The organism is Bacteroides sp. 1001302B_160321_D4 (assembly GCF_015667765.1).
Classification (GTDB): domain Bacteria; phylum Bacteroidota; class Bacteroidia; order Bacteroidales; family Bacteroidaceae; genus Bacteroides; species Bacteroides xylanisolvens.
Window position 1 is genome coordinate 1 of record NZ_JADPLO010000011.1, and the last position, 11904, is coordinate 11904.

Genomic DNA, 11904 nt, shown 5'->3' on the forward strand with positions numbered 1-11904 from the left:
TTCCTTTTTAGGCTAGCAAAGGTATATGCATGAAGGGAATTGACTAAACTTAATCCCCCAAGAATTACAACTGAGCCAAGGTACGGGACTAGTTAATATTATTAATCTAGTTCCGTTTTTTTATGTCAAATTGGCTCACAACAAAACAGATGTCTGAAAGACACGGCATCCAGGAGACGATTCTTAGAAATTGGGCAAATCTTGGATACATTACGAGTTCCCGAATCAACGATCAGTTGTTTTTGGATGATGAGAGTTTGGATGCTTATCTGGAAGCTCACAAAAGACTTGGTTTAGAAGCAGGTTACCTTTCTAAAATCGTAGAAGAAAAGAAACTGGAACGGGACTTTATCATTTCCAAATACGATGATCTACTATATGTATTGAGAACACAGACGACTTGTAAACCGCTATATGAAATAATCATTCGTGAACTGTCAGCATTGATTCTTCACCCTGTTACCCGCGATATCTTCTATTCAATTTCTACAGGAGAATCAGTAGCGAAAGTGGCTGATCGGCATCGAATTACCTATGGGAAGACATTGCAAATGTATAACTCTATACTTAAAGGGTTGAAACTGAAGAAAGATATATTGGCTACTTATCGAAAGCGTGCTATCAATGCTCGTTTTTTATCTTTGGCAGACAATAATAAGAATATAAATGTTGGGCAGGAGGAGTGGATACTTCAATTGCCTGTTTGTAAAATAGCTGATACCCGGTTGGCTAATATCTTGTATAATCAAGATGTTCGAACGGTAAAGGACTTATTGGAAATCGTATCGGGAAGAGGGTGGAAAAGTCTGTTGAGAATAGAAGGAGTAGGAAAAACTTCTTACTATCATTTATTATCCAAACTTCAGATGATAGGTGTTGTGGATGAAAGTCTGGATCGGATTCTTGCCGGATGCTCTAATGGTAGTTCGATAATAAATGACGGGTAGGACATGATTATGGAAAGAGAGATGATATAAAGAGGTTATTTTAAAGGAAAGATAGAGATTTCAACTTCTAAAATAGCCTCCTTATATTATATATGTATGAACATACGGTCTATCTCTCTGCCTCTATTGTATAAGTAAAGCTGTCTGCCCGATAATATCCGACGTTGTATTCAATAGGTACTCCGTTCACATCATAAACAAATCTTCTCCTTATTAATATAGGGTCATTGGATTTTATCTCCAGTTTCTCTGCAATAAATTCCCCTGCAAGTCTGGCTGAAATCTCCTCCTTGCTGGTCTTTACCACTATATTATATTGGGTTTCCAGCATTTCGTATAATGGACGTGTATAATCTTCCTCTCCTGTCAGTGGAATATTGGGGTTGAAATAAGAGATGAAGTAAACAAACGGATATTCTTTTTTTCCTCTGACACGCTCCATCACTACGCAGCGAGTGTCGGGACTGGAACCTAAATCAAAGAACGTACCGATTTCTTCGGTTGCACGCTTTAAACTGATATGTAGCTCGAAATTGCGAATCTCGATACCTAACATCTTCATCTCCTGTGAGAAACTAAGCCAGTTCTTTACTCCCCCTACGATACCTTTCTTTACTACCTTCGTTCCGTAGCCCTTCTTTCGCACCAGAAGCCCCTCAAACACGAGTTTGTTGATAGCTTGTCTCAATGTGTTCCTTGAAATATGTAATTGTTCAGACAATTCGACCTCATTGGGAAATAGCTTTCCGTTTTTGTACTCTTCAGATTCTATGAGTCTTCTTAGTATCTCTTCTGCCTGAATATGAAGCGGTTTATCACTATTATGATCTAATTTCATATCTATTCTGATTGGTTTATTTTCAGCAAATATAAGATTTATCAAAAAATAATCCAAGTTTTGTTTGGAATAAAAATAAAATCTATATATTTGCACAATTGAAAGTATGTATGAACATATAAAATTTAAAAACGCTATAAACATGAGAAAAGCTAATTATGATAAATTTCCTTCTACGAAGCTGACGGGGATGCTTGTTCAGGGTTGGGATAGTATCATTTCTATGTTAAAAAAGAAAATGGATGCAAGAAAAGTGCTGGCTGTGGATTTATATACAGGAGTATATGAAGAAGAAGTGCTGGATGCTTTTTCAAAAGAATTCTCCGGAAGAGTGATGAATGTACGTGATTTGATGAAACCGGAAAAAGAAATTCAAACGTTGACAGAACGCTTCATGACTGAAGATGTGTTATTCGGCTATGTTACCAATTTGAAGCTGGAAGATTATTTGGATGCGGATAAGGTGGCTGCTGCACGGAAGCAAATCAGTGAAGCAAAAGAAACCATTGTAATCATAGGTACGGGTGCTGCTGTTGTTGCTCCACAGGATGCGATGGTAGTTTATGCGGATATGGCACGTTGGGAAATCCAACAACGTTTCCGCCGGCATGAGGTAAAAGCTTTAGGTATAGACAATCGGAACGATGCTGTTTCTTTGCAATACAAGAGAGGGTATTTCAACGATTGGAGAGTATGTGATAGGTATAAGGAAAGATTGTTTGACAGGGTAGAATTCTGGATTGACACCCATGTGGCCGGGACACCGAAGATGATTGATAAGGATACTTTCTTTAAAGGGGTAGAGGCAACGGTGAACACACCGTTCCGGGTAGTTCCTTTCTTCGATCCGGCTCCCTGGGGTGGTCAATGGATGAAAGAGGTTTGCGACCTGGATCGTGAACGTGAAAATTTCGGCTGGTGCTTTGACTGTGTACCTGAAGAGAACAGCCTTTATTTTGAAGTGAACGGAGTACGCTTTGAGCTGCCTTCGGTTGATTTGGTTTTACTGAAAAGTAAAGAGTTGCTTGGTGAACCGGTGGAGGCACGCTTTGGAAAAGACTTCCCTATTCGTTTCGACTTTTTGGATACGATGGGCGGAGGTAATTTGAGTTTGCAGGTGCATCCTACTACTCAATTTATCCGCGACAGCTTCGGTATGTACTACACACAGGATGAAAGTTACTACATGGTAGACGCGGAAGAAGATGCCGTCGTTTATCTGGGAGTGAAGACAGGAGTGGACAAAGAGGCGATGATCGGCGATTTGCGTAAAGCACAAAAAGGTGAACTGGTGTTTGACGCAGAAAAATACGTAAATAAGATTCCGACGAAGAAACACGACCACTTCCTGATCCCGGGAGGAACCGTTCATTGTTCCGGTGCCAACAGTATGGTGCTTGAAATCAGTTCGACTCCGAACCTCTTTACTTTCAAACTATGGGACTGGCAACGCTTGGGACTGGATGGAAAACCGCGTCCAATCAATGTGGAACGTGGTAAATGCGTTATCAACTGGAATCGTGATACGGAATATGTGAATGAACACCTTCGCAATCAGTTTAAGGAAGTTGCTTCCGGAGAAGGTTGGGTAGAAGAACGTACCGGATTGCATCCGAACGAATTTATCGAAACTCGTCGCCACCGTTTCTCATCACCGGTGTTGCATCACACAAACGATAGTGTAAATGTGCTGAATCTGTTGGAGGGAGAAGAGGCCGTAGTTGAGAGTCCTACTCATGCTTTTGAACCTTTCGTGGTGCATTATGCCGAAACATTTATCATTCCTGCCGGGGTGAAAGAATATACCATTGCCCCGTATGGTAAATCTGCAGGAAAAGAATGTGTAACAATCAAAGCTTACGTACGCTTTTAATAATGAAATAAATCATCTAATATCTTGAGAACTATGTATGAACATGATGAACGAATCGTAATGACGCTCGATGCGGGAGGCACTAATTTCGTGTTTTCAGCCATACAAGGCTGTCGCGAAATAGTGGAACCTATTTGCCTTCCGGCAGCGTCCGACGACTTGGAGCGTTGCTTGTCTGTTCTTGTAGAAGGTTTCCTGGAAGTTGAGAAACGATTGCCGAAACTTCCGGTAGCTATCAGTTTTGCTTTCCCCGGGCCTGCTGACTATGAGCATGGAATTATTGGTGACTTGCCTAACTTCCCGGCCTTCAGGGGAGGAGTGGCACTTGGACCTTATTTGAGGGAACAGTTTGGTATTCCGGTTTTTATTAATAATGACGGTAATTTGTTTGCTTATGGCGAAGCCTTGGCAGGCACTTTGCCCGAAGTGAATAAACGCCTGAAAGAAGCAGGCAGCAGTAAGGTATATAAGAACCTGCTCGGAATTACGCTGGGTACAGGGTTTGGTGCCGGAGTGGTGATTGACAGCCGGTTACTGACCGGAGACAACGGTTGCGGCGGCGACGTCTGGATTATGCGGAATAAGAAATATCCCGAAATGATCGCGGAAGAAAGTGTCAGCATCAGGGCTGTCAGGCGAGTATATCAGGAATTGACCGGAAAGGATGCTTCTTCTTTGACTCCCAAAGATATATATGATATTGCCGAAGGGACCGCTGAGGGAGATCAGCAGGCTGCTGTCCGGAGTTTTAACGAACTGGGAGAGATGGCCGGTGATGCTATCATCCGTGCATTGAATATTGTTGATGGCTTGGTGGTGATTGGCGGAGGAGTGGCTGGAGCAGCTAAATACATACTTCCGGGAATTATGAATGAGATGAATCGGCAGATTGGCACGTTTGCAGGAGCTTCTTTCCCTTGTTTGCAGATGGAGGTGTTCAATCTGTCCGAAAAAGAGGCATTTGATAAATTTCTGGAGGAAAAAGACAAGATGGTGAAAATACCATTTTCGGAGAGAGAGGTACATTATGCCTGTCACAAGAAAATAGGCATTGCTGTTTCTACATTAGGAGCAAGCAGAGCCGTTGCTTTAGGGGCTTATTCCTTTGCTTTGTCCCAACTTAATATCTTATAATATATGATAACTCTTCTATTAATTCAAATATAAAATGTTATGAAACAATCTAATCTATTGAACGCGCAATTTGCCCGCCGGCTTTTCAGAACGGCATTTTCGAGTTGGCAATTATTGGCTGTTATGTTGATTGTTTGTATGAATGTGGCTGTTGGTTCCAAACTGTATGCGCAATCTAATACAATCGCAGTGAAAGGTAAGGTAATGGCAGACGGGGAACCCGTGATTGGGGCTACCGTGCTGGTGAAAGGTGTATCTACGGGTACGGCTACGGATATGGATGGAAATTTTTCACTGAATGTTGCTTCAAAAGCGGTATTGGTAGTTTCCTCAATAGGATATGAAACACAGGAAGTTCCGGTGAACGGCCGCCAGTTTATCAATGTGGTGTTGAAGTCGGATGTGGTTGCTTTGAAAGATGTGGTAGTGGTAGGCTACGGTGTGCAGAAGAAAGTCAACCTGACAGGAGCTGTGTCTTCTGTTTCTACGGATGAATTGGAAGGAAAGCCGATTTCCAATGTATTGGAAGCGATGCAGGGAACGACTCCCGGTTTGGTAATTCAGCAGGGAAGTTCTACTCCGGGTAGTGTACCTTCTATTAATATCCGTGGTTTGAATACAATGAACAACAATGATCCGTTGGTGATTATTGACGGAATTGAAGGATCGCTCGCCAATCTGAATCCGGCTGATATTGAGCAGATTTCTATTTTGAAAGATGCTTCTTCTACTGCTATTTATGGTTCACGTGCTTCCAATGGTGTGGTACTTGTCACTACCAAGAAAGGAAAAGCCGGTAAGGTAGAAATCTCTTATGATTTTATGTATGGTGTTCAGCAACCTACTTCATTGCCTAAGATAGCAGACTCGTGGGTATACGCTGAACTGTATAATGAAGCGGCTGTTAATTCGGGAAGAGCTGCAAAATTCACTCCCGAGCAGATTGCGCAATATAGAAATGGTGGTCCGAATGTAAATTGGGTGAAAGAACTTTATAATCGTAATTCTCCTCAAAGTTCACACAATGTTTCGATGACAGGCGGTAACGATCAGTTGTCTTATATGGCTTCTCTGGGTTATCTGGATCAGAGTAGTATGTTCAAGGGACCTGATTATGGTTATAAACGCTACAATGCACGTCTGAATGTAAGCCATAAGGTGACGAATAACTTTACATTGAATTTGACTTCTCAATTTGCCCGTAATGACATTAAAGAACATGCTTACTGGACGGAATGGATTATCGAGCAGGCAAACCGTATGCCGCCGATTTACCCGATCAAGAATGAGGATGGCAGTTATAATTATCCTGCCGGAAGTAACTCAAACGGTTTGCAGCGTTTGGAAGAAGGCGGTTATCGCCAGAATGTGAATGATGAATTATTGGGAACCATACAAGCCGAATGGGAAGTATATAAAGGACTGAAACTGATCGGAAGTGCCGGTGGACGTGTTTGGAATAATAATTTGCATGAGAACCGGAAGGCCTTCGAAGGTACGGGAGATAGTGAAAATAAGTTGACCGAGCAATTCTATCGTTCTAAGAATATCACTACCAATCTTATGGTGACTTATAATACGAAAATAGGGAAACACTCTATCGGTGGATTATTAGGATATGCTTATGAGGGTTTCTCTGAAAAGCAGTTCTCTACCAGTCGTTTGACGGAGGATTCTAAATATGATATTTTTGTAGGTGATTTGAGTGGGGATAAAGTTAGCAATGGTGGTTCGGCAAGTGACTGGGTTATCTATTCCGGTTTTGCAAGAGCCACTTATAATTATGATGAGAAATATCTGCTGGAATTTAATATCCGTAATGACTATTCTTCTTATTTTGCGAAAGGAAACCGTTCGGGAGTCTTCCCGTCTTTCTCGGCAGGATGGCGTATCTCGGAAGAAAAATTCTGGTCTGTACTGAAACCGTATGTTCCTTCTCTAAAAATCAGAGGTTCATGGGGATTGGTTGGTAATAACCGCATTGGTGCTTATCAATACATGCAGACGGTGTCTGTAAAGAATGGTATCAGTTTCGGCGACAAGCTGGCGCAGACGGCTGAATTCGCTTCTACAAACCCTGATCTCAAATGGGAAACTACCCGTATGGCTAATATCGGCTTCGAATTGGGATTGTTGAATAATGATTTGAATATTACTTTTGATTGCTTCAATAATCGTACAAAAGATATTTTGGTGAATTTACCGGTTCCCGGATTGTTTGGTAATGGTGCCCCGATTCAAAACGCTGGTAAGGTCGAGACGAGAGGATGGGAATTATCAGTAAGTTATCGTTTGAAGACTGGTCCGGTAGTGCATAACTTCGCCGGAAATATTTCAGATAGCTTTAATGAAGTAATAGATACACGCGGTACGGAAATTATCGGTGGCTCGGATGTACAGACAATTATCAAGGAAGGTTATCCGTTGTACTCTTACTATGCATATCGTTCGGATGGATTTTTCCAGAATGAGGAAGAATGTCAGAAAGGACCGCACTTGGAAGGTATTACACCGAAACCGGGAGATATTCGTTATTTGGATAAGAACGGCGATGGTGTGATTAAACCGGACGATGACCGTTTTATTGTTGGTAATGACTTCCCAAGATATACTTTCGGCTTCACCTATGGTTTGGAATATAAAGGTTTTGATTTCTCGATGATGTGGCAAGGAGTAGGAAAACGTAACAAGTGGATGCGTGGTGAATCTGTAGAGGCTTTCCATAATAACAATGAAGGTCCTGTAATGGATTTCCATCAAGATCGCTGGACTCCGAATAATCCGGATGCTACTTATCCCCGTCTGACAATGGGTGCGGAATCTGCTAATAATGCAGCGAAATCAGATTTCTGGATTCAGGATGCTAAATACTTGCGTTTGAAAAATGCGCAGATTGGATATACTTTCTCGCAACAATGGATGAAAAAACTCTATGTCAAGAATTTAAGAATCTTTGCCAGTGTGCAGAATCCGTTGACTTTCACAAAGATGAAAGGCGGATGGGACCCGGAATATACCGGAGACGGCAGTGGTCGTTCTTATCCTGTGGCAAGAGTATATTCATTTGGACTTAATGTTAAATTTTAAACTGTACCGTGATGAAAACAACTATAAAGAATTTGATTTTATCTGCTGTCTTGGTAGTGGGCGGTGCCTCTTGTGTTGACTTGGATACGGCACCGTATGACAGAGAAACGGACTTGACTTATTGGGAAGAGGATCCTGAAGCAGCTGTCAAGGCGTTGAATACTTGCTATACCTATTTGGGAAATATGGACGAACAGCTTTATTGTGAAGCAATGACGGACAATGCTTATACCAAGCAACCGAACGATGCTACACAGAATATCGGTAATGGTTCATATTCTACAGCAGACCCTTACGTGAAAAAGGTTTGGGACGGACGTTATACGGGGATTCGTATGTGTAATGAACTATTGGAGAATATTGATCGCGTACCGGATTTGGATCCTGAATTGAAGAAACGTTATATTGGCGAGGCAAAAGTGCTTCGTGCTTATAATTATTATGAGTTGTATACGAAATTCGGAGATGTTCCTTATACTACCAAAGTGCTTTCTATTAAAGAAAGTATGTCTATTGCACGTACGGCCAAAGCCACTGTAATAGCAAATGTTTTGGCCGATCTGGATGAAGTGATTAATGGTAACTATTTGCCGACTTCTTATGATGCGGATAATAAAGGTCGGATTACCCGTTGGGCGGCAATGGCGATTAAAGCTAAAATCTATTTGTTTGAAGGTAATTGGACGCAAGTGAAAAATATCACTTCTACCATTATGACAGAGGGAGGCTTTAAACTCTTTGGAAGTTATGCAGGATTGTTTGAGATCGCTAATGAATACAACTCTGAAGTAATTTTGGATGCACAGTATCGTCCGACCAGTCGTGAACATCAGATGATGTATGTTTTCCTGCCGCCCACTTTGGGTGGATATTCCCAGCTTTCTCCTTTGCAGGAGTTGGTAGACAGTTATATTATGCTGGATGGAAAAACAATTAAGGAAACAGGAACATCGTTTGATGAAAGTCATCCGTATGCTAATCGTGACCCACGTTTGAAGGCAACGGTGATGTACACTGGAAACTCATATACGTTGGCCGACGGAACAGAAGTTGTTATCAACTGTGAGAAAGGTGAAGGCAAAGATGGTTATGGGGTAGGTTCAGACTGTTCGGCTACCGGTTACTATATTAAGAAATATTGGGATAACACTTATCGTGCTACTCTTTATTCTGGTTTGAATCCGATTCTGATTCGTTATGCTGATATTTTATTGATGAATGCGGAAGCATTGGCAGAATTAGGAGAACTGGATAAGACGGCTTGGGATGCAACTATTAAACCAATTCGTGATAGGGCCGGATTTACACTTGCTTCAGCACTGGAATTCCCGGAAGGAGCTTCTAAAGATAAACTGATTGAGATTGTACGAAACGAACGTCGTTCGGAATTGGCATTGGAAGGACATCGCCATAAAGATATTATCCGTTGGAGAATTGCGGACAATGTATTGAATGGATGGTGTCACGGACTAAAGACAAATGATGTGGTAGGTACGGATGATGGATACGTTCGGGTTGAAAACAGAACCTTTAATGCAAATAAACATTATTTGTGGCCTATACCACAGGCTGAACGTGACTTGAATGGTAATTTGGAGCAGAATCCGAATTGGTAATTGGTTAAACGACTCAAAAAGGAATGATTATGAAAAAGATATTATGGATATGTTCAGTACTTCTGGCAATGGTTTCATGTCAGGAAGATTATGAATTGAACACGGATTTTGCAGTCCCTACAGAATTAAGTTCCCCTGCTTCTATCCAGTTGAATGTGTCATCTCCAACGCCTGTTGTGTTGTCGTGGTCAGGAGGTGGTGCGGCAGATGGCGGAATTGTATTGTACGAGGTGCTGTTTGATAAGGCAGACGGTGATTTTTCAAAGCCGCTGGCTACGGTGAAAAGTGATTTGGGAGCTGCGACCAGTTTGTCAATCACTCATGCAGCTATTAATACGATTGCCAGAAATGCAGGCATTTATCCTTTGGAAACCGGAGATATAAAATGGACGGTAAATGCTTCGAAAGGTGGAGTGGTGAAGAGAACCGACAAGGTGGCTACCATCACAGTAACTCGTGGAGAGGGAATTGATAATATTCCGGCTGAATTGTATTTATATGGTTCGGCTACGGAGAACAGTGGACAGGGGGGAATTCCGTTCCGTTGTGTAGAAGAGGGAGTTTTCCAGATTTATACGAAGTTATCTGCAGGAAATATATCATTTAAGTCTGCTACTACAGGTGAAACATTCAGCTATTATATTGATGATAGCTCGAAGTTAAGAGAAGGGGAGGGCGAAACGGCAGTCGCTGCTTCCGAAGAAGTAACCCGCTTGACTGTGAACTTTAATACAATGGCAATGACGACGGAAAAAATAGGTTCTTCTGTTCGTTGTATTTGGGGAGCAACATTTGGAGATATAGCTGTATTAGAGTATGCGGGTGATGGTAAATTTGTGGGAGAGGGTGATATTATATTTGTAGACCCAAGTCGTCCGAGCACGAACCCTCCTTCTTGGTTAGGTTGGACAGAAGAACGTTATTACTTTATTGCATCGGTAAATAATGGTGATATGTGTTGGGGTAGAGGTGATGACGTGAGTGCCGAACGTCCGGTAGGTGGAGAACCTGCTTCTTTCTATGCTTTGTATGAATTCCAATGGAATCAGTGGGATCATCTTTGGAAAATGAAAGGTAGTCTGGATTATACGCATGCGACTATCACTATCGATACGAATTCGGATGGATTGATGATACATACATTTACTAATGTGACTCCGATTAATTAATAAAACTAAGTTATGAAAAAGATAAAGACTATTTTAGCAATTCTTCCGGCACTATTATTCTCCTGTGCCGGAGATGACGTAGAAAAATATATCCCGCCTACACCGATTGCTCCGTCAGAACCCGGAGAGGAGGTCGTTTATCATAAACGTGCCAAAGAGCAGTTTGACTTGATTAATCAGTGCTACCGGATCAATAGTGGGGCAACAGAAGGACTGTATAATGAAAATTATCCTAAGAAAGACGGGGATAATTCCGCTTCTTTCTTATGGCCGTATGACGGACTGGTTTCCGGGGCAGCAGCTTTACATGCCTTAGGTTATGATGTGAATTATGCAGATATGGTAGACCGGTTTGAAGTTTATTATCGTACTCCTAGTGGAACTGTGGGTGGTTATGGCTCTCAAACCAATGGTACTACCGGTAGTGGAACACGTTTTTATGATGATAATTCTATTGTGGGGATTGAACTGGTAGAGGCTTTTAATTTGCTAAATAATCAAGATTATGTGACGAAAGCTAAAAGAATCGTTGAGTTCCTGCAAGCTGGTGAAGATGATACGTTTGGAGGAGGCCTTTGGTGGAATGAAGACCAGAAAGGACAGCAGGGAGTTGGTGATTCGAATAAACCGACATGCGCTAATGGGTATGCAACGCTATTCTTGCTTGAATATTATTCTGTATGTCCTCAAGAGGAAAAAGCGGATGTGTTGGCTCTGGCAAAACGTTTATATGCTTGGACGTTGACTAACTTGCGTGATCCGGAAGATGGCTGTTACTGGAATGATAAACAAGCAGACGGATCCATTAATAAAACAAAATGGACTTACAATACAGGTGTGATGATTTCTAACGGGGTCCGTTTATACAAAATAACGGGTGAGCAGACTTATCTGGACAGTGCCATTGCTTCTTCCGAAGGTGCGTATAATTATTTTGTACGTCCGCTTAATGGGGTGGCGTTGGCTTATCCTGATCATGATCCTTGGTTCACAACAAAACTGATCCGTGCATTTATTGATATTGAACCTTATTACAAAAATGCAGGTAATTATATCAAAACATTCATTAACTTCTTGGATTATGCATACGAAAATGCCTGTTTATCAAACGGACTGTTCTATGAAGACTGGACAGGAGCAACTCCAAAACGTGCTGAACAGTTGTTGATGCAGGATGCTGCGCTCGAATCTTTGGGAATGATTGCTTTGTACAAAGGAGAAACAGTGACAGAGGAATAGG

Annotated in this window: 8 protein-coding genes; 7 read left to right on the plus strand and 1 reads right to left on the minus strand. The window is 41.7% G+C overall.

The annotated features are described in order from the left end of the window. Window positions 1–149 precede the first annotated feature (149 nt). Window positions 150–947, plus strand: a complete 798-nt coding sequence (locus tag KFO40_RS06375) for a hypothetical protein (RefSeq protein ID WP_211146196.1) — start codon at window positions 150–152, stop codon at window positions 945–947. Between the two features lie 109 nt (window positions 948–1056). On the opposite strand, the gene KFO40_RS06380 is transcribed toward KFO40_RS06375, so the two are convergent. Beyond that, complete coding sequence (locus KFO40_RS06380; RefSeq protein ID WP_032852854.1) at window positions 1057–1785, minus strand: GntR family transcriptional regulator; 729 nt, start codon at window positions 1783–1785, stop codon at window positions 1057–1059. A 142-nt stretch (window positions 1786–1927) separates the two neighbouring features. Here KFO40_RS06380 and KFO40_RS06385 point away from each other — a divergent pair, with 142 nt between their 5' ends. The 6 genes from KFO40_RS06385 to KFO40_RS06410 are packed head-to-tail and all read left to right on the plus strand — an operon-like array spanning window position 1928 to window position 11903. Further along, complete coding sequence (locus KFO40_RS06385; protein ID WP_118023740.1) at window positions 1928–3658, plus strand: class I mannose-6-phosphate isomerase; 1731 nt, start codon at window positions 1928–1930, stop codon at window positions 3656–3658. 33 nt (window positions 3659–3691) lie between these two features. After that, on the plus strand, window positions 3692–4792 hold the full coding sequence (locus tag KFO40_RS06390; RefSeq protein WP_004326178.1) for an ROK family protein: 1101 nt from the start codon (window positions 3692–3694) through the stop codon (window positions 4790–4792). Window positions 4793–4831: 39 nt separating this feature from the next. Further along, the gene (locus KFO40_RS06395) at window positions 4832–7879 is read left to right on the plus strand and encodes a SusC/RagA family TonB-linked outer membrane protein (protein WP_211146197.1); all 3048 of its coding nucleotides are present in this window, start codon (window positions 4832–4834) and stop codon (window positions 7877–7879) included. Window positions 7880–7890: 11 nt separating this feature from the next. Continuing rightward, the gene (locus KFO40_RS06400) at window positions 7891–9495 is read left to right on the plus strand and encodes a RagB/SusD family nutrient uptake outer membrane protein (protein WP_004313538.1); all 1605 of its coding nucleotides are present in this window, start codon (window positions 7891–7893) and stop codon (window positions 9493–9495) included. Between the two features lie 29 nt (window positions 9496–9524). After that, window positions 9525–10664 (plus strand): SusE domain-containing protein, encoded by a 1140-nt coding sequence (locus tag KFO40_RS06405; protein ID WP_117683285.1) that lies wholly within the window; start codon window positions 9525–9527, stop codon window positions 10662–10664. A 12-nt stretch (window positions 10665–10676) separates the two neighbouring features. Continuing rightward, the gene (locus KFO40_RS06410) at window positions 10677–11903 is read left to right on the plus strand and encodes a glycoside hydrolase family 76 protein (protein WP_211146198.1); all 1227 of its coding nucleotides are present in this window, start codon (window positions 10677–10679) and stop codon (window positions 11901–11903) included. Window position 11904 lies beyond the last annotated feature (1 nt).

Excerpts from the sequence above, each read along its gene's own strand:
- KFO40_RS06400 (WP_004313538.1), top strand. The coding sequence starts at position 7,891 with ATGAAAACAACTATAAAGAATTTGATTTTATCTGCTGTCTTGGTAGTG.
- KFO40_RS06390 (WP_004326178.1), top strand. The coding sequence starts at position 3,692 with ATGTATGAACATGATGAACGAATCGTAATGACGCTCGATGCGGGAGGC.
- KFO40_RS06410 (WP_211146198.1), top strand. The coding sequence starts at position 10,677 with ATGAAAAAGATAAAGACTATTTTAGCAATTCTTCCGGCACTATTATTC.
- KFO40_RS06380 (WP_032852854.1), bottom strand. The coding sequence starts at position 1,785 with ATGAAATTAGATCATAATAGTGATAAACCGCTTCATATTCAGGCAGAA.
- KFO40_RS06405 (WP_117683285.1), top strand. The coding sequence starts at position 9,525 with ATGAAAAAGATATTATGGATATGTTCAGTACTTCTGGCAATGGTTTCA.
- KFO40_RS06385 (WP_118023740.1), top strand. The coding sequence starts at position 1,928 with ATGAGAAAAGCTAATTATGATAAATTTCCTTCTACGAAGCTGACGGGG.
- KFO40_RS06395 (WP_211146197.1), top strand. The coding sequence starts at position 4,832 with ATGAAACAATCTAATCTATTGAACGCGCAATTTGCCCGCCGGCTTTTC.
- KFO40_RS06375 (WP_211146196.1), top strand. The coding sequence starts at position 150 with ATGTCTGAAAGACACGGCATCCAGGAGACGATTCTTAGAAATTGGGCA.